We start from the raw sequence: 22,512 nt of genomic DNA on the forward strand, positions 1-22,512 counted from the left end.
GCTCGGCCGGCGCGCGTGCATCTCGCCGGTCAGTCCGCGCTCTCGCGGTAGGCCGCCAGCGCCTCCGTGGCGACGCGGTCCCAGTCGAACTCGCCGGCGCGCTCGACGGGCGAGGTGGCCGGCGGGTCGCCGAACAGGCCGGTCTCGATCCCGTCGACGAGCCCGTCGACCGTGGGTTCGACCAGGTGGCCGGCGTCGCCGACGACCTCGGCGCTGGCGACGTTCGGGTGGTCGGCGGCGACGACCCGACAGCCCGCCGCCATCGCCTCGACGAGCGTGATGCCGAACCCCTCGCGGACCGACGGCGAGACGAACACCGTCGCGGCCCGCATCGCCGCCAGCACGTCGTCGTGGTCCTCGACGAAGCCGCGGAACTCGACGCGGTCGGCCACGCCGAGGTCGTCTGCGAGGGCGCCGAGCGCCTCCCGTTCCGGACCGTCGCCGACGACCGCGAGCGAGAGGTCGTGGCGGTCGGCGACCCGCGCGAACGCCCGCAGCAGCGTGTCGAGGTTCTTGTCGGCGATGAGCCGGCCGACGAACAGCAGGTCCGTCCCCTCGTCGGCCGGGGCGACCCCGCGAACGTGGTCGAAGTCGATCCCGTTGGGGACGACGGTGATCGCGTCGCGGTCGGGGCCGATCCGCGCGAGGTCGTCGGCGGTGGTCTCCGAGACGGCGACCGCGTGCTGGGGGACGTTCGCGGCGACGTACTCGACGGCCCGGCCGAACGGCGCGAGCCGTCCGAGGTACTCGTTCCACCACTCGCCCCAGACCTCGTGCCACGTCGTGACGAGCGGCGTCCGCGTCGCGGTCGCGAGCCGCCCCGCGAAGACCGGGAAGTACGGGAAGACGGAGACGACGAGCACGTCGTGGCCGCCGGCGCGTTTCACGAGCGGCCCGGTCGCCCGGGCGGCGAAGTCGACCGCCTCCGCGATCGACCGCCGGTCGTCCGTATACAGATCCCGTTCGGGGGCGACGGCCCGCAGGGTCATCCCGTCGTGGCGTCTGACCGCGGGCCCGTCCCAGAAGTGCCGCCCGTAGACGGTCACGTCGTGGCCCCGGTCGGCGAGCCGGCGGCCGATCTCGTGGATCCGCTTCTCGGCACCGCCCGTGACGAACGGATACACCACGTTCGAGACGTAGCCGATGTCCACAGTGGCACCTGACCGGGTGCGGTCAATGCTCTTTCGGTCGCCCCGCCCCGCGACGGGCCCGAGTTCCCGGGAGCGGCCCGGAGCGGCTCACCGCCTGACGAAGGTCGTGTCCGTGCCCGTCGAGTGGACCTTGTTCCACGTCTCGCTCGCGGTCAGCTCCGCTCCGAGGTCGGGGTTGGGTTCCGTCGTGATCGACGCCCGGTGGCTCATCCCGACCTGTTCCATCTGCCCGCGGACGAGGTAGGCGCTCGGCGCCGGGTCCGCCCCCGCGGGGTCGCGGTAGTAGAGGTCGACCAGCGTCGACGCGTTCTCCCGGCTGCTGTACAGCGGTGCGCCCCCGCTCGGGAGGTACGTGTTCCCCCGACCGCCGGCCGTGTAGTAGAGGCTCAGCGTGTTGAAGTCGCTCGTGACGCGCCGCTCGTTCAGGTGCTCGCCGGCCCACCGGGCCTGGTCGACGTCCGACCCGGTCGTGCTGATGATCTCCATCCCGGGCGTCGTCGGGGCGAACGTGAACACGGCGAAGGCCGGCCCGGCGACGAGGACGACCACCGCGGCGACGGCCAGCACGTGTCTCGGGGTCGGTCGTGCCGGGAGGGTCCCGTCGAACAGCCGGCTCAGCACGTAGCCGCCGAACACGGGCGTCACGAGCAGGCCGAGCAACTGCGGGTCGATCCCCCCGCTCGGCGCGAACACCGGCAACAGCACGAGCGTCGCGATCCCCTGGACGGCGACGCCCACCAGGAGGGCGTCGATCCGGTCGCCGGCCGCCGTGACGACCGCGTCCGACCGGAGGAACGTCACCACCCGGTGGAGACCGGCGGCCGCGACCAGCCCGACGGCGGTGAACCTGGCGACCCACCGGAGGTGTTCGTACCAGTCGCGGGCGACCAGGTCCGTCAGCTGGTACTCGACGACGAGGGGGTGGACGGACCCGGAGGTGCGGGCCGCGGCGATGAGGTCCGCGGGCGTGAACACGACGACGACCGCCGCGATGGCGACCGCGACGAAGCCGCTGACCGCCAGCGCGAACGACCGCGCCGGGACCGACCGCTCGGCGAGCGCCCGCCGCACCGCGTCGCTCCCGACGACGACGGCGGCGATGCCCGCAACCCCCGCGAGCACCGCGAGGGGTCTGCCCGGGGTGAACCCGCCGGCGCCGAACAGCCCGCCGAGCCGGCCGGTGAACAGCGAGAAGACGGTGAGAAACCAGTCGAAGACGACCCCGTAGTAGACGACGATCAGTCCGCTGATCGTGACGTACTGCCCGCGGGTGAGCAGCGGCGTCCGCAGGACGCGCCCGGTCGCGTACACGACCGACAGCAGGAGCAGCGACGCGACCGGGAGGGTGTGGGCACCCATGATGAACCCGAGCGCGAGGAGGGCGACGCCCAGCCGGGCGTCCGTTCGGCCGTCCCGGTTGACGGTCACGACGAACGCGAGCAGGGCGAACAGCAGCGCCCACGCCATCGCGCCGCGGTGTGCCGAGAGGGCGAGGTGGGGGACGTAGAACTGGTAGGCCACGGCGAGCGCGACCGCGACCGGGAAGACCGCGGCCCGCCGGGCGAGCTGGCTGGCCAGCAGCGCCTGGCTGAGCACGAGCACGAGCCCGAACAGCGGGAGCGTCTGGACGAACTGGACGTCGAGTCCGCCGAAGTCGGCGAGGAAGCGGACGACCACCGCCGAGGCGACGTTGTCGTCGAAGACGTTCACCCAGGAGACGAGAAACGAGTCGCGTTCGAGCGCGAACGGCCAGATCCGGCCCGACCGCTCGATGCTCCAGGCCCACAGCGACTGCTGGTACCGCCAGTAGGGGTCGGTCATGAACAGCGTTCGCGACCGCTGGACCGCCGTCGGGACGAGCAGCGCGAGCGACAGCAGGAGTCCGGCGAGGGAGAGCTTCGCGGTCACCCGCCGTGATGGCATTGTTTCCGAGTAGCCCGGCCGCGGCATAATACTCCCGCATCTCCGTCGCCCGCGACGGGTCGGTCGCGGAGCGGCCGTCGTTCACCGGCGCCAGCGGATCGCCCGCTTGACGGGCGCCAGGTCGACCCCGAAGCGCGACTCCCACCGCTCGACGAGTTCCCGGTCGCGCTCGTCGAGACTCCGGGTGACGACGAGCGCGACCACCTGCACGACCGTCAGCGCGGCGCCGACGCCGAGCAGGGCAACGAACGACAGCTCGCGACCGGCGAGCGCGCGGGCGATCCCGGCTCCGGCGGCGACCGTCACGACCAGCGGCTTGACGGTGTCGAACGAGAAGGGGTGGCTCCCGGTCTCCAGGTAGATCGCGACCACCTCCACGAGGTTGAACACGGCGAAGCCGGCGCCCGTCGCCAGCGCCGCGCCGACGAGCCGGTAGCGGGGGATGAGCAGGAGGTTGAGCGCGACGTTGACCACCAGCCCCAGCGCGGACGCGACCAACTCGACCCGGGTCCGGTCGATGGCCTTCAGCATCGCGCCGTTCGGACCGACGACGACCCGGAGGAACATCCCCGCGATCAGGACGGCCAGCGCCGGCGCCGCCGGGAGGTACCGCGCGGTGAAGAACACGCGGACCACGTCGGGCGCGAACAGCACGAACGTCAGCGCGAGCGGGAGCGTCGCCGTCGTGATCCACTTGGTGGCCGTCGCGTACAGCGCGTCGAGGTCCGCGTAGGCCCCCTCCTCGTAGAACTCCGTCGCGATCGGGTAGTAGAGGAAGGTGAACGACGTGAGGACGAACAGCGTGATCTCCCGGAGCGGCTGGACGGCGCGGTACTGGCCGACCGCCGCCGTGTCGAGCAACAGCCCGATCATCAGCAGGTCCATGTCCGAGAGGAACATGACGATCGACGAGCCGACCGCGAGCGGCCACGAGAACGTCCAGAGCCGTCCCAGGGTGGCCCCGTCGACCGCGACCGACAGCGACGGTCGGCGGTCGCCCAGCGCGGCCAGCGCGGCGTAGCCGGCCAGCGCACCGAGCGCGGGGATCGCGAGCCAGTAGCCGATGGCGCCGGCGTAGGGGTAGCCGAGGGCGGCCAGGACGCCGAACAGCGCCAGCCCACAGACCCGGGGAAACAGGTCGCGGGCGACGGTCGTCCGGGCGGACTCCTTCAGGGCCTGCAGCACCGCGAACAGCACCTGCGCGAGCGGGAAGACCAGCAGGTACGGGAGGAACCACAGGAGGTTGCGCGCGAGCGTCGGGTCGTCCATCAGGGCCGCGATCCGGTGGCGGAAGGCGTAGACGAGCACCGTCGCCAGCGCGGCGCCGACGGCCACGAGGACGACGCTGCTGTGGAGGACCTCCCGGCGCCGCGACGGCTCCGTCTCGCCGCTGATGAGCCGCGTGGTCCCCTTGGGGACGCCCAGCAGCGAGACGTGGCCGACCGCCGAGACGACGGTCAGCGCGAGCGCGAGCTGGCCGAACAGCTCGACGGACAGCGCCCGGACGATGAGCACCTGCCCCAGGACGCCGAGCGCCCGGCCGGCCACGGTGCCGACGAACACCACGACCGCGCCGCGGGCGAGCACGCCGAGGCTGTCCGAGATCGAACTCACTGCCGGAGAGTCCGTCCCCGCCGAATAGAAGGTTGCGACTCCCGCCGTCGGCCTCGGCGCCGCGTGCGAACCGGGGCAGCCGCGCGGGTCGCCACACCGACAGCCTTAGGCGAACTCCGCGGGAATCCCCTCGCAATGAGTCGGCCGAACGTGCTGTTCGTGGTGCTGGACTCGGTGCGGGCCGACAGGCTCTCCTCGTACGGGTACGAGCGGGAGACGACGCCCGGGCTCGACGCGTTTGCGGCCGGGGCCGACCGCTACACGCGGGCCGTGGCCAACAGCTCCTGGACGATGCCGGCCCACGGGACCTTCTTCACCGGCCGCTACCCGAGCGAACACGGCGCCGGCGCGACCCACCGACGGTTCTCGGTCCCCCCCGAGCGGACGCTCCCCGCCCGGCTCTCGGCGGCCGGCTACGAGACCGTCGGGCTGTCGACGAACCCGTGGGTCGCCACCGACTTCGACTTCGACACCGGGTTCGACGAGTTCGCCGACGTGAAGGCGCCGCTGCCGTTCGACCCCGACGGCCCGAACGGCCACCCGCGGCACATCCTCAGCGAACTCGGGAAAGAGGAGTGGCAGGGCCCACAGAAGTACCCGCGGTTCGCCCGCTGGGCGCTCGATGGCAACCCCCTGACACGGGTCGTCAACACCTTCTCGTTCCGGCGGGATCCGGCGAGCTACGCGGACGCGAGCGTCCTCAACGACCGCGCGCTGTCGTGGATCGACGGCCGCGACCGCGACGACCCCTTCTTCATGTTCCTCAACTACATGGACGCCCACGAACCCTACCACCCCGACGAGGAGTGGCTCGGGCGGTTCCGCGAGGGGGACTGCGAGGCCGACATCGAGTGGCACCTACGCTCGCTGAACGAGAGCTACGACGACGCCGCGGTCGAGTGCATCAACGACCGCTACGACGCCTGCCTGGCGTATCTCGACGACCAGCTGGCGACGCTGTTCGCCGAACTCGACGCCCGCGGGCTCCGGGAGGAGACGGCCGTCGTCGTCACCGCCGACCACGGGAAGTGCCTCGGCGAACACGAGTTCATGGGGGTCGGCACCTTCCTCTACGACGAACTCCTGGAGGTCCCGCTGCTCGTCGACCGGCCCGGCGAGGACGGGGGGACCGTCGACGAACTGACCGACCAGGCCGACGTACACGACCTGATCCTCGACATCGCGGGGCTCGACCGGCCCCACGACCGGCCCGACGGCGCCTTCAGCGAGACGCTCGGGCCGAACCAGGACGTGGCCATTCCCCACCGGGACATCCCCGCTGAAGGGCGGCGGCGTATCGAGACCGACGAGGGGTCGCTGGTCGTCGACGTCGCCGATGGTGACGTGGTCCGCGTCTCCGAGGCGTCGCAGACCGGCGCACTCCGGGAGCGGCTCGACGCGCACCTCGACCAGTGCGAACCGTTCGGCACCGCGGAGGGCGTCGACATGGACAGCGGCGTCCGCGACCAGCTCGAGGAACTCGGCTACCTCTGAAACCGCTCACCGCTCGGGCCGTCACGGCGCGCCCGTCGCCGGCGCTGGCGGGACTGCTCCCGGAGCCGGCGAGAGCGCCGCCGAGGCGTTCGTCGCCGCGCCGCAGCCCTCCTGGCCGGAGCCGAACGCGAGGACGGTCACGTCGAAGGCGGGCATCCGGGCGATCACCTCGCAGGGCCGGGGCGAGCGCTCGGCCCACCCCGAGGGGACGACGGCGTACTCGATGTCGGGCCGGTCGGCGAGTTCGTCGCGGGGGACGGCCCGCAGCGTCCGGTCGGCGTAGAAGTCGAAGCCGAACAGCGTGCCGTGGTCGACGCGCGTCGTCACCGGGTCGACCGCGACGACCGCGTCCTCGGGGACCGCGTCGTTCGTCGCGAGCCCCGCCTCGTACTGCTGGATGTCGCCGGCGCTGCCCGGCAGCGCCACGGGCGCGGCGAGCCCCGCGGTCAACAGGAGACAGAGCAGCGTCGGGACGGCCGCGGTCGCGAGCCGCCCGTCGGGCGGCCAGTCCCCGTCGACGACGCTCCCGAGCCGCGGCAGGCCCACGAGCAGCGCGGTTCCCACCACGACCACGCCGAGGACGACCCAGTCCGGCGTCGGACGGATCCCCCAGACCCCCCAGTACCGGCCGGTAAGCGGCGTGTACACGCCGGCCCGCGGCGAGTGGACGACCGCCGCCGCGGTCCCGGCGACGAGGCCGGCGGCGGCGACGCGCCACCGCGTCGCCAGCGCGAACAGGTGGCCGACCAGCACCGCGATCGGCACGAACGTCGGCATGACGTACCAGCCGTGGTTGCCGGTGAACACGAAAAACCAGAACACCGCGTTGGCCCACCAGACGAGAAAGAGCGGGCGCTGGTACCGGTCCAGCGCGGCGCGGATCCGCGTGACGGCCTCGCCCGTCCCCGACGGCAGATCCACCGGCGCGAACGCGTCGCCGACGACCTCCCGCCGGACGGCGAGGACGCCGACGACCGCCGCCGGGGCGAGGTAGTAGATCCACGGGTCGGTGTAGGTGCCGAACTGGCGGATGTAGGGGTACTTCATGAACGCGAACATCGCCCCCTCCCTGACGAACAGGTCGCCGGAGGCCCGCTCGATGACGTTCTCGACGAAGAATATCCGGACGAACTCGCCCCCGTGGCGGGTGTAGGCCGTCACCAGCCACGGCGCGGCCATGAGCGCGGTGATCCCGACGCAGGCGGCGAATCCCCTGGAGACGAACGTCCGCCAGCGGGCGAGGACCAGCGGGACGACGACGACGACGAAGATCCCGGCACCGAACCCCTTCGCGAGGAAGGTCAGGCCGGCCGCGACGCCGACCGCCGGGAGCAGGTCGGGGCGGTCGCGGTCGGCGACGAGCCACGTCAGGTAGACGAACAGCGTCCCGAAGAGCAACAGCGGCGCGTCGGTCGTCGCCTGGCGGCCCGCGTTCGGCCCCATGAACAGGTACGGCGTCGCGAGGAGGGCGAAGCCGGCGGCCAGCCCCGTGCGCCGGTCGTAGCGCTCGGCGCCGATCCGGTAGGTGAGCAGCCCCGTGAGGATCGCCGCGGTGGCGGACGGGAGCCGGGCTGCGAGCTCCGTCACGCCGAACGCGAGCATCGAGAGCGCCTGGAGCCACGGGACCAGCGGCGGCTTCTTCAGGTACGGCCCGAACGCCGCCTGGGCGTTGCCGAGGTAGTTGAGGTGGGGGACGAGCCAGTAGCCGTCCTGCACCATGTGCCGGGCCATGTTGGCGTACAGCCCCTCGTCCCACGCCTGGAGGTTGTACCCGCCCAGCCCGACGTAGTAGACGTAGACGCCGAACGCGAGGAGGCCCGCGAGGTGGACGTGTCGCGGCCGGAGCCGTCCCGGCGACCAGCCCGGATCCGGGTCGTCCCGGTCGGGATCCGTTCCCGAGCTGTCCCGGTCGGGGTCCGTTCCCGGGCCGTCGCTGTCACCGGATTCCGGGTTTCCACCGTCACCGGACACCGAGTTGCCATCGCCACTGGCCTCCGGGTCGCCTTCGTCGCGGTCGGTTCCCGGGTCGCCGCCGTCGGCGCCGCCGGGGATCGGGATCGCGGAGACGAGCGACATCTGTCGGATGCCTCGAAGTATCGAGAGCCCTCGCATAAGCGTGTCGTCATCCGGTGCCCCGTCGAGCGGAGCCAACGGCGCGCGGTGCGAGCCGGCCGCGGGAAGCAGGCGGGGTGCGGCGCCACGGGTGACGCGGCCGGCGACGCGACCCCTCGACGGGCGGCGGAACAGCGGGCCGAGCGCCTGTGACGACGCGGATCCGACGCGGAAGGGACTGAGTCGACAGATTTAATGACGACACAGCGGGAGAACCGGTATCTATGACCGTCTCACGTAGCCGTCGCCGACGGGGGAGACCGCCGTCGGACGGGCCACCCTGTTCTCCCGGTGAACCGGAGTCCGAGTCGCCGCTCGATCGGGACGCATGACGAGGCGAGACGTCGTCCTGGTCACGGCCGATTCCGTCCGCTACGACGCGGCCGGGGCGATGGAGACGCTCGACGACCTCGACCAGTTGCGGGGGATCACGGCCGGCCACTACACGCGGCCCAGTCTCGGTGGGCTCCACTCCGGACGGCTCGACGGGGCGATCCGGTCGCGGGTCGTCGCTCCCTCGCTCGCGGGGACGTTCGCCGACGCCGGCTACACGACCGTCGGGTTCGCCGCGACGCCGCAGGTCCACCCCGAGTTCGGCTTCGACGACGGGTTCGACACGTACCACGCCTTCGCCGACCGCGGGACGCGCGGGTCGACCATCCGCGAACGGCTCAGCAATATCGACCTGCTCCGGCGCGTCTACCACCGCGTGTTCCCGCCCCACGCGAAGCTCTCCGACCTGCCGGCCGACGAGGCGGTCGTCGACCGGGCCATCGACCGGTTCCGGGCGGCCGACGGCCCGCGGTTCCTCTGGGTGCACCTGATGGGGACCCACCGGCCCTACGGCCGCGGCGCGGACGCCATCCCGGAGTCGCTCGACCGCAAGGCGCTGTTCGCGCCGGACCGGCTCTCGGCGGACGAGCGCGACCAGCTCGACGACGCCTATCGCGACGCGGTCGGGCGGGCCGGCGACGCGGTCGGGCGGCTCCGCGAGGCCGTCCCCGACGACGCGGTGTTCGTGTTCACCTCCGACCACGGGGACGAGTTCGGCGAGGAGGGCTACTACTTCCACCAGCCACAGCGGCGCCGCGTCGCCGCGAAACTGGTGGAGGTGCCCGTCGCGGTCGACGGGGTCGACACGGTCGGCGACCGGTGTAGCCTGCTCGACCTGCCGCCGACGCTCGCGAGCGCGGTCGGTATCGACCCGCCGGCCGAGTGGTCGGGCGTCGACCTCGCGACCCGCGAGCGCGAGACGACGCTGACCGTCGCGCCGTGGAACGACCGGGCGACGGTCCTCTGGCAGGACTTCGACCGCCGCCTGGTCGCGACCGACGCGACGGTCACGCTCGCGGACGACGACGGCCGGACGGCCGTCGACGACGGCGACCTCGACGGGCCGACGGAGCAGCTGCGGGACCTCGGGTACGTGGGGTAGGGCCGTGGGGCTCTCGACGACCGCCCGGGCGTACCTGTCGGTCCTGAGCGGCGACGTGGGCCGGCTGCTGACGTTCGCGCTGTTCATCCCGGTCGTCGTCAGGGTCGTCGGCGACGCCGGGTTCGGCCGGTACGCGCTCGTGATGGCCGTGTTCATGCCGCTCCGGAAGGTGACGAACCTCGGCCTGTTCCAGGCGACGAAGGCCCGCGCCTCCGTGGCCGACCGCCCGGCGACCGTCGTCGGCCCGTCGCTGGTCCTGCACCTGTGTGCCGTCGGGGTCGCCGCGACGGCGCTGGCCGGCGCGCTGCTCGCGGGACTGGCGCCCCCGGCGCTGGCCCGCCCGCTGTGGCTCCTCGTGCCGGCGCTCGTCGGCGAGCAGCTGTTCCTGTTCGGGCGCGGCACGCTCCACGCGCTCCGGCGCGAGGCGCTCGTCGAGCCGCTGATGACCGGCCGGTCGGTCGTCCTCGCGGTCGTGGGGACGGGGCTGGCGGCGGCCGGCCACGGCGTGGCCGGCGTGTTCACGGGGTTCGCCGTCGCGTTCCTGCTCTCCGGGCTGGTGGCGACGGCCCTGGCGCTCCGCGCGGTCGGCCTCCGGGCGACGCTGTCGGCGCTGTGGACCGACGACGGGACCGTCGGGCGGCTCGTCCGCTTCGGCGTGCCCTCGATGGCCCTCGCGCTGACGACCGCCGGGCTCTACAAGGTCGACGTGTTGCTGGTCGGCTACTACCTCGGCGACACCGTGACCGGCCACTACCGCGCGGCGCTGCAGGTCGCCGAGTTCGTCTGGGTGCTCCCCATCGCGATGCAGCTCATCATGATCCAGTCGACCGCGGCGCTGTGGGAGGACGACGCCGTCGCCGAGGTCGACCGCCTCGTCGGCGACATGCTCGAGTACGTCGTCGTCGGCGTGACGCTGCTGCTGGTCGGGCTCGCGGTCCTCGGGGGGCTGTTCCTCGAGCTGTACTTCGGCCCGTCGTTCGTCGCGGCGCGGCGGCCGCTGGTGTTGCTCCTGCCGGGCGTGTTCGGCTTCTCGGTCGCGCGGTCGGTCTGGCCGGTGTTGCAGGCGGGCGGCTACCTCCGGGTGCTGGTCGGCGCGGGCGCCGCGGCGCTGGCGACGAACGTCGCCCTGAACCTCGCGCTGGTCCCGCGGTACGGGATCGCCGGCGCGGCCCTCGCGACGACGGTCTCCTACGCGCTGCTGGGCACGCTCCACCTGACGATCGCCCGCCGCGCCTCGCTGAGCCCGCTCGCGGGGCTGTCGGTCGGGCGGCTGCTCGCCGTCGCCGGCGCCACGCTCGCGGTGCTGGTCGCCGGGCGCGCGGTGTTGCCCGGGACGACGGCCGTGCTCGTCGCCCTCGCGGGCGTCGGCGGCGCCGTGTACGCCGCCGGCGCCGTCGCGCTCGGCGTCGTCGACCCCGCGGACCTGCGCGACCTGGCGACCGGCTGATGCGGACCAGTAAACGTATGGGCCTCCTCCCGGTACCGCCGTCAGCATGGTCCGCCCGCCGCTGCCGGCCGTCTCGTTGCGCAACCGCGCGCTCGTGGTCGCGGTCGTCCTCGCCTGTCTCGTGCCCGTCGCGTTCGCGGCCGTCCAGTACTCCGAGCCCGCCGCCGCCGGCAACGTGAGCGAGGACCGGCCGGTCACGTTCATCTCGACGCAGGGGACCGAACTCGGGAGCGGTGCGAAGGTCGTCGCGATCGACACCGAGACCAGGGAGGTGCTCTGGGCCAACAGCAGCTTCCGCAGCTACTTCGACGTCGACCCGATCGGCGACGACCGCGTCCTCTTCGCCGCGAGCGTCGAGTACGGACAGATGCAGGCGTTCGTGATCAACTGGCGCACCGGGGAACTCGTCGAGCAGTTCTGGTTGCCCCCCAACGCCCACGACGTCGACTACCTCGGCGGGGACCGCTACGCGATCGCCGACAAGTACGACCGGGCGCTGGTCTACGACATCCGCCGGGAGACGATCGTCTGGAACTACAGCTTCGAGGGCCGGTTCCCGCCGTCCGACGGCGGGGTGCGGCCGGGCGACTGGACGCACATGAACGACATCGACCGCGTGGGCGAGGACAAGTTCCTCGTCAGCCCGCGGAACTTCGACCGCGTCATGCTGATCAACCAGACGACGAAGTCGGTCGTCTGGACGCTGGGCGAGGAGGACAACTACTCGATCCTCTACGAGCAGCACAACCCGACGCTGCTCAGTCGCTCGCCGCCGACGGTGCTCGTCGCGGACAGCGAGAACGACCGCGTCGTCGAGTACCGCAAGGACGGGCCGGAGTGGGAGCGCACGTGGACCTACGGCGGGATGTTCATCTGGCCGCGCGACGCCGACCGCATGCCCAACGGAAACACGCTCATCGTCGACTCGGGGGGCCAGCGGGTCGTCGAGGTCACCCCCGAGGGGGAGATGGTCTGGACCCACGACATCCTGCGCAACCCCTACGACGCCGAGCGGCTCGAACACGGGGACGAACCCGGCGGCCCGCCGTCCCACCGGATGGCCGAGAACGGCACCGACGTCGAGAGCGTCGTCAGGGAGCCCCAGCGGTCGATCCCCTCGAAGCTCTGGTCGGAGGCGTACTTCCTCTCCTCGTGGGTGTTCCCCGCGTGGGTCGGCCCCCGCGAGTTCACGTTCGTCGCCGCGGCGCTGGCCGTCGGCGGCGGGTGGCTGACCGTCGAGGTTGCGACCGTCGCCCCGGGCTGGATCGGGCGACTCCGCAGCCGACTCGGCGTGTGACCGCCGGGCTACCGGTGGCGCGCTGCCGACAGCAGGTCGTGCGCGGCGAACCCGGGGAGCCGGTCAGCCGTCGCCGAGCGAGAAGGTGTGACGCGAGGGGCTCCCGTCCCGGAGCGTCCGCTCGTCGGTCTCGTCGCCGTCGACCGCGACGGTCGTCGTGAGCGGCGTCGTCGCGGGGCGGGCCCGTACGACCAGTTGGTCGGCCCGGTCGAGGAGGTCGGCGTCGGCATAGATCCGCGTCGTCTCGGTTGGGCCGCCGAACCAGCGGAACGTCGTTCCGTCCGCGTCTTCGACGGGGAAGGCGCCGCGCGTGAACACCGGCTCGCGCACGGGGTCGCCCACGTCGTAGGCCCGCAGTACCGTGTCGTCGTCGGCGACCAGGTGCGCGGCCTCGACCCACAGACAGAGGCGCCGCGGCGTCGTGACCGCGTCGTCGAACGACAGGTCGACCCGCCCGAACGCGTCGAGGTCCGTCCGCGTCTCCGGGGCGGTCGCCAGCGTCGACGCGGTGATGTCGAGGTACGTCTCGCCGAACGCCTCCCCGGGTTCGACCGCGGAGTACTCGTGCCACTCGTTGAACGTCGTGACGAACGCCATCCGGAGGTCGGGGTCGAGGTAGTCGGCCGTCAGCGAACACAGCTCGCGGAACCGCTCGGGCGACCGGGTGAGGATCGTCGACGGGTCGGGGTCGTCGTGGCCCTTGTCGAAGCCCGGCATCGTCGTGGGGACGAACGCCGTGTCGGTGTCCTCGGCGATGAGCTGCCACTGGAGGAAGTGGTCCTCGACGCGGTTCCTGAAGTGGTCGAACGACTCGTCGGCGACGAAGTCGAACCCGATCGACGACGGGTCGAACCAGTCGTAGGCGGAGAGGGCGTCGAACTGCTCGACCCACTCGGGCTGCAGGTAGACCAGCGGGAACCACCCCGCGAGGTCGCCGATGAGGAACGGGTCGGCGTCTATCGCAGCCCGCGCGTCGGCCAGCGCCTCCCCGTAGGCGCCCGCGAGGTTGAGCGTCCCCGGATGGTAGACGAAGACGATCGGCCGGCCGTCGACACTCCGGTAGCTCGCCTCGCCGAAGTACGTCTCGGCGAGGTACTCGAAGTCCGCGCGCAGCTGCGCGCGGTTCCCGTCGCGGTCGAAGTCGATCACGCCGTCGTCGTCGGCCTGCAGCCGGCCCGTCATCTCGTAGAGGACGAAAAACGGGAACCCGTCGGCGCTGGGGAGGAAGTGCTCGCGGATCGTCGTGTCCTCCCAGCTGTCCGGCCCCCACCAGCTCATCGAGAACGCGTCGATCCCGGCCTGACGGGCCCAGGCGACGTGTTGCTCGACGACCGCATCGGCGCGGGAGTTGTACCGGCCCAGCGCGGGCGTCCCCTCGTAGCTGCCCTGCCAGTGGCGCGTCTCGCCGTACCAGGGGTAGTAGTGGGCGGCGACGGTCACGTCGCGCTCGGCGGTCGCGTCCGTCCGCGGTACGTCCCTCGGGACCTGCGTCCCCGGCGTCTTCTCGATGCCCGAGTCGCCCAGTCCCGGCAGGCTCGCACAGCCGCCGAGCGCGCAGGCCGACCCGACGAGGAACCCGCGACGGTCGAGATACCGACTCATCTGCCCGGTGTTACGACGACCGGGGGATAAACCTGACCGATCGACCGGCGCGTTCGCCGGCGGGGGCCCCGCAGTCGCTGTCATCCCGCACCCCAGCGGCCGAGAGTGGCGTTCGCCGGCCCGGGGCGGCTCAGCCGTCCGCGCCGTCGGCCGCCGTCAACGCCCGGTCGACGGCCGCCCGCAACCGCTCCGCGAACCGCTCCGGGCCGAACTCGGCGGCGCGGCCGGCGAGGTGGTCGCGGAGGGCCTCGCAGGTCGCCGGGTCCGACAGGACGCCGTCGATGGCCGCGACCGCGTCCTCGGCGTCGCGATACCGGAGGCGGTCGTCGCCGACGATGGCCCGCTGGCCGCCGTCGTCGGGGACGAACGGGACGGTCCCGCCGGCGACGAGTTCGGCCACGGCCATCCCGAAGTGCTCGCGGTCCTTCCCGTGGATCCCCCACCGGTGGGTACAGACGAGCTCGACGAGCCGCTCGCGCGGGACCGCCCCCTCGACGCTGACGAACGACAGCCCGGCCGCCCGCTCCCGGAGGCCGTCCCCGTAGTCGGTGTCGGGGACGGGACCGACGAGGTGGAGGTGCACGTCGTGGCCGCGGTCGCGGACGCCCGCCACGATGTCGACGGTCCGGTGGACGTTCTTGTCGGGGGTCAACCGCCCGACGCTCACGAACCCGTGGTCGCGCTCCGCCCACGCCGCGCCGTCGAACGCGTCGACCGCGACCGGGGGGTACACGACCGCCGGCTCGACCCCGTAGGTCTCGCCGATCCGGTCGCGCATCCACTCCGAGTTGGTGAGCGGGACCGTCCCCGGCCGCTGCAGCACGGCGGGGTCGAACCCCGCAAGCAGGTCGCAGACGCGGTCGTAGGCCGCGCTCACGGTACCGGCGGCCTCGGCGTCGCGGCGCGGGACGACCGACCGGTCGAACGCCGGGAAGTGGAGGTACTGGACCGATGGCGGGCCGACCGCGAGCTCGTTTTTCGTCCCGACGACCACGTCGTGGTCCGCGGCGATCCGCGGCGCGAGCCGCGAGAGCAGCGCCATGTCGAGGAGGCCCAGGTAGTCGGTGTCGGCGAGGGCCACCAGCGCGTCGCGGAGCCGGCGGACCGCGCCCCCGACCCGGGCGACGGGCACCGCGGCGTCGGTCCCGTGGTAGTCGTTGAGCGCGGCCAGGTCGACCGGCGCGAGCGTGTACAGCGTCACGTCGTAGCGGTCCTGGAGCGCTTCGAGCGCGTGGAGACAGACCGCTTCGGCGCCGCCGCGGGCCGACAGGTCCGGGTGGACGACCGCGACGCTGGCTCGCCCGGTCATTCGGCCGTCTCGGAGAGCACGGTCAGCAGTCGGTCGGTCGCCGCCTCCCAGGTGTAGCGCGCGGCGCGCTCGCGGCCGCGCCGCCGCAGCCGGGCCGCGTAGTCCGCGTCGCCGAGCACCGTCGCCATCCCGTCGGCGATGTCGCTCGGGTCCTCGGGGTCGACGGTGTGGGCCGCGTCGCCGAGCACCTCCGGGAGCGCACCGGCGTCGGAAGCGACGACGGGCGTCCCGCAGGCCATCGCCTCGACCGGCGGGATGCCGAAGCTCTCGTGGAAGGAGGGGAAGGCGAACAGCGACGCCGCGTCGTAGGCGTACTTGAGCTCCTCGACCGAGACGTAGCCCGGGCGGTGGATATCGTCGGCGGCGGCCGCCGACTCGGGCGTGACCGAGCCGTAGGTCGGATTCTGCGACGGCCCGATCAGGACGAGTTCGTGGGGGAGGTCCGTCTCCCGCTTCAGCTCGTCGAACGCCTCGACGAGCCCGGCCACGTTCTTCCGGTCGCTCATCGCGCCGACGTAGAGGACGTACTCCTCGGGCAGGTCCAGGTCGACCGACGGCGTCTCCTCGCGGTAGAAGATGTCGTCGACGCCGTTCGGGACGACCGCGATCTTCTCCGTCGGGACGCCGACGTACTCGTTGAGCTCCGCCTTGGTGAACTCCGAGACGGTGATCACCGTCTCCGCCCGGTCGGTGACCCGCGGGAGCATCCGCTTGCGGAACCGCGCGTAGGCGCCCCGCTTGAAGCCGTGATACGAGGGGATATCCTGGACGGCGATCGCCGCGGGGAACGAACAGCTCCGGAGCGGGCAGTAGCTGTTCGGGCAGAACAGGACGTCGATGTCGCGCCTGTCCCCGAGGCGGGGCAACAGCGTCTGCTCCCAGACGAGCCCGAACGCCTGGGAGTCGACGAGGTAGCCGGCGCTCTCCAGCTCGAACCCGGGGAACCGGTCGGCGACGTTCCCGTGGCCGAAGAGGGTGACCGCCGTCGACCGGTCGGCCAGCCGGCGCGCGAAGTGCATCCCGTAGCTGATGTCGCCGCCGGGCTCCGGGAAGGAGAACGTCCGGGCGTCGACGCCCACGTGCATTGCCCGCCAGTACCCCCCCTCGACAAAAAGGGGTTCTGGTCCGGCCGCCCCGGCTGACAGCGCCCGCTGGACCGGATACCCGCCGGCGTGGAAGCGGGACGGCCGCACTCAGGGATACCGACCTTCGCCGGTCTCGCCGCGAGCGCCGGCCAGTCCCCCTTCGAGGAGCGCGCGGGCGCTCGCCCAGTCGCGGTGGAGCACCCGGAAGACGAGCCCGACCGCCAGCCACCAGCAGAAGACGAGCGGGAACAGCGGGGAGACGCGGTCGTCGAACGCCCGGGCGAACTGCCAGCGGTTGCGCGCGAGGTAGTAGGAGGTCGTCGGGCTCGCCGGGCCGCCGGAGCTGGCCGACTCCTTGTGGTAGATCCGCGAGCGGGTGTCGGTCGCCAGCCGGTAGCCGGCGTCGCGGACCCGCGTCCCGTAGGCCACGTCGCCGTAGTAGAGGAAGTACGACTCGGGGTACAGCCCGACCGACTCGAACACGTCGCGCCGGACCAGGGCGGCGCAAAAGGGGATGTAGTCGTCGTCGACCAGCCCGTCGCGGTCGGGGAACAGCTCCGTCCGCGGGCCGTCGACGTACCAGTTGCGGTGGCCCCGGTGGCCGGCGTTGCCCGTCGCCCAGTTGAGATAGCCGCGGCGGAACCACACCTCGTCGGTCTCCGGGTAGCCCATCACCGTCGGCGTGAGCACGCCGACGTCCGGGCGGCGCTCGGCCACCTCGACCAGCCGTCCGAGCAGGTCGGCGTCCTCGACGACCACGTCGTTGTTCAGCGCCCAGACGTAGTCGGCACCGCGGTCGAGCGCCGCCTCGATCCCGACGTTCATGCCCGGGCCGAACCCGAGGTTCTCGCCGGTCCGGACCACGTCGAGGTCGGGGAACCGCTCGGCCAGTCGCTCCCCGGAGCCGTCGGTCGAGCCGTTGTCGACCAGCAGGACCTCGAAGCGGTCGTACGCGAGCGTCCGGAGCGTCTCGACCGTCTCGACGGTGTCCTCGTAGTTGTTCCAGTTGAGGACGACGCCGACGACCCGCGGGGCCGCGTCCGCGTCGCTCACGGGGTCACTCCCCGACGGCCGAGCCGACGATGTTCGCGAAAAACGAGATGTAGACCGTCTGGATCCCGAGCAGTATCAGCGTCGCGGCGACGATGTCGGTCTCGACGGTCGGGAGGACGGTGAACCCGCTCTCGAACCACCGGTAGACGAGGAACGCGGCGATCGCCGCGCCCGCCGCGAGCGTCGCCAGCCCGAGCAGCGTCCCGCGTTCGAGCGTGAAATGTTTGTGGACCCAGTTGGTGATGGGGTCGCCGGGCTTCTGGATGGGGTCGGCGACGACCGTCGTCAGCAGACCGAAGCTGCCGACCTGGTAGCCCACCAGCATCAGCAGACTCCCCGCGATCAGCGAGTTCACGCCGATCGGCTGGCCGTTGATCAGGATGTCCGAGTACCCCAGCGTCAGCAACACGAGGCCGACGATCCCCATCACCAGCCCGGGGATCGAGAAGAGGTACCCCGGCGCGTTGACGAGCATGAACTTCACGTGGCGCCAGCCGTCGCGGAAGCTGTCGAGGGTGGCCTCGCCCTCCCGTTCGTGGTAGGTGATCGGCACCTCCTCGATGGTGAACCCCTCGACGCCGGCGACCATGATCATCTCGCTGGCGAACTCCATCCCGTCGCTGCGGAGCTCCAGCGACTCGATGGTCTCCCTGGTGAACACGCGGAAGCCGCTGTGGGCGTCGCTGACGCCCACGTCGTAGAAGACGTTCAGGAACGCCGTCAGCGCGGGGTTGCCGATGTACTGGTGTAGCGCCGGCATCGCGCCGGGCTTTATCTCCCCGTCGAGGCGACTCCCGAGCACCAGGTCGGCCTCGCCCTCGGCGACGGGGGCGAACAGCTTCGGCAGTTCCTCGAAGTCGTAGGTGGTGTCGGCGTCGCCCATGACGATGTAGTCGCCGCGGCAGCGCTCGAAGGCGTACTGGTAGGCGGCGCCGTAGCCCGACCGCTCCGGCTCGACCACGCGAGCGCCGAACGCGGCGGCGATCTCCGGCGTCCGGTCGTCGGAGCTGTCGCTGACGACGATCTCCCCGGTCACGCCCAGCTCTTCGAGGGCGGATCTCGCCTTCCGGAGGCACTCCTCGATGCCCGCCTCCTCGTTCATCGTCGGCATGACGATGCTGACCGTCGGCGTCACGTCGCTGTCGGCACCCACCAGCACGGGCTCTGCGTCCGCGGGGAGCGAGCCGTCGGCGGTGTCCGAGGTGGGTGTTTCGAGCGACATGTCGGTCGAACCGCCCGGTCTGGGACGGTAAGTTATGCTACGGGAAGGATGGGTCCGGTAATAGTTTTGTGTCTCGTAGAGCCGGATGTGACCGATCCGCACGTCGTCACGTTGATGAACGGGCCCCGGATACGTCGGGTATGGACCTGCTCGTCGTCGGGGGAACGGGGCTGCTCGGGACGAACGTCCGCCGCGACGCGCGGGCGCGGGATGTCGCGGTCGCCGGCACGTCCCGCTCGCCGGCGGGCACCGACTGCGACCACGAACTCGACAAGACCGACCCCGAGGCCGTCGAGCGCGTCGTCGAAGCGGTCGACCCCGACGCCGTCGTCGACACGGCGGCCTTCCACGACGTGGACGCCTGCGAGACCGACCGCGCGACCGCCTGGGAGGTCAACGCCGCCGGGACCGCCGCGGTGGCGCGAGCCGCGGACGCGGCCGGCGCCCACTACGTGTTCGTCTCGACGGACTACGTCTTCCCCGGCGACCCCGCGGAAGCCCCCTACCGCGCGACCGACCCGGTCGACCCCTGCAACTACTACGCCGAGACGAAGTTCGCCGGCGAGTGCGCGGCCCGACTGGCCGACCACGCGACGGTCGTCCGGCCCAGCGTCGTCTACGGGCTGGCGAACGACAACTTCCTCACATGGGTACTGGGCGAACTCGACGCGGGCGAGCCCGTCGGGATCGTCGACGACCAGACCTCGGCGCCGACCTACGCGCCCGACCTGGCGAGAGCGCTCGTCGACATCGTCGACCGGGGGCTGACCGGCACGTACCACGCGACCGGGCCGGAGTCGGTCTCCCGCTACGAGTTCACCGTCACGCTCGCCGAGACGCTCGGCTTCGACACCGACCTGGTCGACCCGATCACCACCGAGGAACTCGGCCAGCAGGCGCCGCGCCCGACCGACAGCACGCTCGACTCGGCCCCGCTGTACGAGGCGCTCGGCTGGACGTTCCGCGAGCCCGCGACCGCCTTCGAGGCGATCGGCGACCGGCGGGAGTGAGAGAGTCCCGGAGCGACGCTTCCCGGCTGGCCGACGGCTACAGCAGGCCCCGGAACTTGTCGGCGAGCTCGGCGACGCCGTCGTCGAGGGTGTAGGCCGTCTCGAAGCCCTCCGCCCGGATCTTCTCGTCGCTGACGATGTAGGAGAGCTGGTTGAGCTGTTCGGCCTCGACGTAGCCGACCTCGACGTCCGGGAAGTGTTTTTCGACGGCGTCGACCACGTCCTGCAGGCGGCCGTTCTGGCCGACGACGTTGTACGCCTCGCCGTCGCCGAGCTCGGCCGCGGCGAACAGCATCGACCGCACGGCGTCCTGGACGTGCAGGTACGGGCGCTTCTGGTCCTCGGCGCCCTCGTAGACGGTCAGCGGTTCGCCCGTCGCCGCCAGCAGGGCGAACTTGTCGACGACGGTGTCGAAGCGCATCCCCGTCGTCCAGCCGTAGACGGTCCCCAGCCGGAGCGCGGTCAGGCCCGTCTCGCCGTCGTACCGGGCGAGCATCTCCTGTTCGGCCTCCAGCTTCGCCTCGCCGTAGGGCGACTCCGGGTCGCAGTCGAACGTCTCGTCGATCTCTTCCTCGGTCGTGCCGTACACCGAGCACGTCGAGACGTTGACGAACTGGTCGACGCCCGCGTCGCGGGCCGCCTCGTAGGTGGTCAGCGCCGCCTCGTGGTTGACCTCCCAGGTCTTCTCCGGGATGTCGAACGTCTCGGGGGCGTTCGTGACCGCCGCGAGGTGAAAGACGGCGTCGACGCCGTCCATCGCCTCGCGGACCGCCTCCGCGTCGCGCACGTCGGCGTCGACGAACTCGTAGTCGGCGTAGGCGGGCAGGTCCCACAGCGAGTGAAACCGGGGCTGGCGGTAGTTGTCGAGGATCCGGATCGTCTGGTCGGAGAAGGCGGGGTGGTCCGGCAGCTCCCGGATGAGCCGCGACCCCAGATAGCCGAGGCCGCCGGTCACGAGGACGGTCATGGGGGAAGTGCAGTCACTCCAGCGTATATTTCTCCCGGTTCTCGACGATGTGGGTGCGGTCGGCCTCCGGCAGGTCCGAAAACCGCAGGACGGCCTCGCAGTCGAGGCCCGGACACTTCAGCCGGCGCTCGGACTCGAGGACGTTGCCGGCGACGACGGTGCCGCAGTCGGGACAGGTGTGGGTGATGATGCGCATCAGAGTTCGAGCGATGAGTTGCGGCCGACGACGAGCTGGTCGCCCGCCGGTCGGCGGTCGGTGTTCGGTCTGATCGTCGCCTTCCGGCCGACGAGGCTGTCGACGACCGTTCGGTCGGCGGTGATCTCGTTTTCGCCCATCGTGACGCTGGACTCGATGTGTACGTCGTCGACCGTCGAGTCGTCGCCGATGCTCGTGTAGGGCCCGACGTAGGCCCCCGGCCCGATGCGGGTGTTCTCGCCGATCGAGACCGGACCGCGGACGACCGCCCCCGCCTCGATGACGCTGCCCTCGCCGAGCTGGACGCGGCCGCGGACGTTCGCGCCGTCCTCGACGGTCCCGCGGATGTCGGTCTCGATGGCGTCGAGGACGAGCCGGTTCGCGTGGAGCACGTCCTCGGGCTTGCCGGTGTCTTTCCACCAGCCGTGGACCTCGTGGGACTGGACGCGGGCGCCGTCGTCGAGCAGCCCCTGGATGGCCTCGGTGATCTCCAGCTCGCCCCGCCAGGACGGTTCGAGCGCCTCGATCTGCTCGAAGATCGCCGGGGTGAACACGTAGATGCCGATGAGCGCCAGGTCCGACGGCGGGTCGTCGGGCTTCTCGACGAGCCCGACCACGTCCCCCGACTCGTCGATGTCGACGATCCCGTACCGCGAGGGCTCGTCGACGGCCTGGACGCCGATCCCCGCGGCGTACTTGTCGGGGTCGAAGTCCCCCACGAGGTCGGTGATCCCGTCGCGCATCAGGTCGTCGCCGAGGTAGACGACGAACGGCTCGTCGCCGACGAACTCGCGGGCGCAGCCGACGGCGTGAGCGAGCCCGAGTGGCTCGCCCTGCACGATGTAGGTGATGTCGACCCCGAACTCGCTGCCGTCGCCGAAGTACGCCTGGATCGCCTCCCGTCCCTTGTCCCCGAGGACGATCCCGATCTCGTCGATGCCGGCCTCGACCAGATCGTCGAGGGCGTACTCGACGACCGGCTTGTTGGCGACCGGGACGAGCTGTTTCGGCCCGGTGTGGGTGATCGGCCGGAGCCGCGAGCCCGTCCCCCCCGCGAGGATGACCCCCTTCATCGGTGGGTCCCCGTCGCTCGCCGCCGGTGGTCACTCATGGGGCGGTTCCTCCCAGTCCAGCGGGATCCGGTCGGTGTCGTAGGGGAGCCGTTCCTCGTCGGGGTCCTCGTAGTCGTAGAGGTTCGTCGGGAAGTTCAACAGCAGCGCCCGCTCGTCGCCGACGACCTTGAACCCGTGCCAGCAGTCCCCGGGCACCCGGACGGCCTGGGGGTTGCCCTCGCCGATGATGTAGGTGTCGAGTTCCCCCTCTGTGGGCGAGTCCTCGCGCTCGTCGTAGATGCCGACCTTGACCTTCCCCTCGGGGACGACGAAGTGGTCGATCTGCCCGCGGTGGTGGCGGTGCCACGCCCGGATGATGCCAGGGTAGGACATCGAGTAGTAGGACATCGCCGGCTCGTCCTCGCCGGCGTAGAAGTCCCAGTCGCTGCGCCACACTTCCGTCAGCGACCCGCGCTCGTCCGCGTTGACCTGCAGATCGCGGACCGCTACGTCGTGGATCATACCCCCGACATCGGACGGCCG

18 protein-coding genes are annotated in these 22,512 nt (G+C 71.8%); 5 read left to right on the plus strand and 13 right to left on the minus strand.

Annotation, left to right across the window (positions count from 1 at the left end; genetic code table 11):
- Nucleotides 1-29: 29 nt before the first annotated feature.
- The 3 genes from E3328_RS18305 to E3328_RS18315 all read right to left on the minus strand — a co-directional run bounded on the left by E3328_RS18305 (nucleotide 30) and on the right by E3328_RS18315 (nucleotide 4,688).
- Entirely contained in the window at nucleotides 30-1,151 is a 1,122-nt protein-coding gene (locus tag E3328_RS18305; RefSeq protein ID WP_135366076.1) for a glycosyltransferase family 4 protein, read from the minus strand.
- Between the two features lie 87 nt (nucleotides 1,152-1,238).
- On the minus strand, nucleotides 1,239-3,074 hold the full coding sequence (locus tag E3328_RS18310; protein ID WP_135366077.1) for a hypothetical protein: 1,836 nt from the start codon (nucleotides 3,072-3,074) through the stop codon (nucleotides 1,239-1,241).
- Nucleotides 3,075-3,155: 81 nt separating this feature from the next.
- Nucleotides 3,156-4,688 carry a flippase gene (locus tag E3328_RS18315; RefSeq protein ID WP_135366078.1) on the minus strand — a complete coding sequence of 511 codons (1,533 nt, stop codon included), beginning with the start codon at nucleotides 4,686-4,688 and terminating at the stop codon, nucleotides 3,156-3,158.
- Nucleotides 4,689-4,823: 135 nt separating this feature from the next.
- Here E3328_RS18315 and E3328_RS18320 point away from each other — a divergent pair, with 135 nt between their 5' ends.
- Entirely contained in the window at nucleotides 4,824-6,182 is a 1,359-nt protein-coding gene (locus E3328_RS18320) for a sulfatase (protein WP_135366079.1), read from the plus strand.
- A gap of 21 nt (nucleotides 6,183-6,203) precedes the next feature.
- Here E3328_RS18320 and E3328_RS18325 read toward each other — a convergent pair whose 3' ends face one another.
- The gene (locus tag E3328_RS18325) at nucleotides 6,204-8,258 is read right to left on the minus strand and encodes an ArnT family glycosyltransferase (protein WP_135366080.1); all 2,055 of its coding nucleotides are present in this window, start codon (nucleotides 8,256-8,258) and stop codon (nucleotides 6,204-6,206) included.
- A gap of 364 nt (nucleotides 8,259-8,622) precedes the next feature.
- Here E3328_RS18325 and E3328_RS18330 point away from each other — a divergent pair, with 364 nt between their 5' ends.
- The 3 genes from E3328_RS18330 to E3328_RS18340 are packed head-to-tail and all read left to right on the plus strand — an operon-like array spanning nucleotide 8,623 to nucleotide 12,473.
- Entirely contained in the window at nucleotides 8,623-9,729 is a 1,107-nt protein-coding gene (locus E3328_RS18330) for a sulfatase-like hydrolase/transferase (protein ID WP_135366081.1), read from the plus strand.
- Between the two features lie 4 nt (nucleotides 9,730-9,733).
- Nucleotides 9,734-11,176, plus strand: a complete 1,443-nt coding sequence (locus E3328_RS18335) for an oligosaccharide flippase family protein (RefSeq protein WP_135366082.1) — start codon at nucleotides 9,734-9,736, stop codon at nucleotides 11,174-11,176.
- 46 nt (nucleotides 11,177-11,222) lie between these two features.
- Nucleotides 11,223-12,473, plus strand: a complete 1,251-nt coding sequence (locus E3328_RS18340; RefSeq protein WP_135366083.1) for an aryl-sulfate sulfotransferase — start codon at nucleotides 11,223-11,225, stop codon at nucleotides 12,471-12,473.
- A gap of 63 nt (nucleotides 12,474-12,536) precedes the next feature.
- On the opposite strand, the gene E3328_RS18345 is transcribed toward E3328_RS18340, so the two are convergent.
- The 5 genes from E3328_RS18345 to E3328_RS18365 all read right to left on the minus strand — a co-directional run bounded on the left by E3328_RS18345 (nucleotide 12,537) and on the right by E3328_RS18365 (nucleotide 18,744).
- Nucleotides 12,537-14,075, minus strand: a complete 1,539-nt coding sequence (locus tag E3328_RS18345) for a glycoside hydrolase family 99-like domain-containing protein (protein ID WP_167837464.1) — start codon at nucleotides 14,073-14,075, stop codon at nucleotides 12,537-12,539.
- Between the two features lie 130 nt (nucleotides 14,076-14,205).
- Nucleotides 14,206-15,384, minus strand: a complete 1,179-nt coding sequence (locus E3328_RS18350; protein WP_135366085.1) for a glycosyltransferase family 4 protein — start codon at nucleotides 15,382-15,384, stop codon at nucleotides 14,206-14,208.
- Nucleotides 15,381-16,469 (minus strand): glycosyltransferase family 4 protein, encoded by a 1,089-nt coding sequence (locus tag E3328_RS18355; RefSeq protein ID WP_135366086.1) that lies wholly within the window; start codon nucleotides 16,467-16,469, stop codon nucleotides 15,381-15,383. The genes E3328_RS18350 and E3328_RS18355 overlap by 4 nt, the downstream gene beginning before the upstream one ends.
- A gap of 108 nt (nucleotides 16,470-16,577) precedes the next feature.
- Nucleotides 16,578-17,522, minus strand: a complete 945-nt coding sequence (locus E3328_RS18360; RefSeq protein ID WP_135366087.1) for a glycosyltransferase family 2 protein — start codon at nucleotides 17,520-17,522, stop codon at nucleotides 16,578-16,580.
- 4 nt (nucleotides 17,523-17,526) lie between these two features.
- The gene (locus tag E3328_RS18365) at nucleotides 17,527-18,744 is read right to left on the minus strand and encodes a glycosyltransferase family 2 protein (RefSeq protein WP_135366088.1); all 1,218 of its coding nucleotides are present in this window, start codon (nucleotides 18,742-18,744) and stop codon (nucleotides 17,527-17,529) included.
- Between the two features lie 140 nt (nucleotides 18,745-18,884).
- On the opposite strand from E3328_RS18365, the gene rfbD reads away from it, so the two are divergent.
- Entirely contained in the window at nucleotides 18,885-19,754 is an 870-nt protein-coding gene (gene rfbD / locus E3328_RS18370) for a dTDP-4-dehydrorhamnose reductase (RefSeq protein ID WP_135366089.1), read from the plus strand.
- Nucleotides 19,755-19,791: 37 nt separating this feature from the next.
- Here the strand turns inward: rfbD and E3328_RS18375 are convergent, their stop codons facing one another.
- The 4 genes from E3328_RS18375 to E3328_RS18390 are packed head-to-tail and all read right to left on the minus strand — an operon-like array spanning nucleotide 19,792 to nucleotide 22,491.
- Nucleotides 19,792-20,721 (minus strand): NAD-dependent epimerase/dehydratase family protein, encoded by a 930-nt coding sequence (locus E3328_RS18375; protein ID WP_135366090.1) that lies wholly within the window; start codon nucleotides 20,719-20,721, stop codon nucleotides 19,792-19,794.
- Nucleotides 20,722-20,734: 13 nt separating this feature from the next.
- Nucleotides 20,735-20,917: a hypothetical protein gene (locus tag E3328_RS18380; RefSeq protein WP_135366091.1), complete on the minus strand. Its 183-nt coding sequence runs from the start codon at nucleotides 20,915-20,917 to the stop codon at nucleotides 20,735-20,737.
- On the minus strand, nucleotides 20,917-21,990 hold the full coding sequence (locus E3328_RS18385; RefSeq protein ID WP_135366092.1) for a glucose-1-phosphate thymidylyltransferase: 1,074 nt from the start codon (nucleotides 21,988-21,990) through the stop codon (nucleotides 20,917-20,919). The genes E3328_RS18380 and E3328_RS18385 overlap by 1 nt, the downstream gene beginning before the upstream one ends.
- A 30-nt stretch (nucleotides 21,991-22,020) precedes the next feature.
- Nucleotides 22,021-22,491 carry a dTDP-4-dehydrorhamnose 3,5-epimerase family protein gene (locus tag E3328_RS18390; protein ID WP_135366093.1) on the minus strand — a complete coding sequence of 157 codons (471 nt, stop codon included), beginning with the start codon at nucleotides 22,489-22,491 and terminating at the stop codon, nucleotides 22,021-22,023.
- Nucleotides 22,492-22,512 lie beyond the last annotated feature (21 nt).

The sequence above is a fragment of the Halosimplex halophilum genome, from assembly GCF_004698125.1.
Taxonomy (GTDB): domain Archaea; phylum Halobacteriota; class Halobacteria; order Halobacteriales; family Haloarculaceae; genus Halosimplex; species Halosimplex halophilum.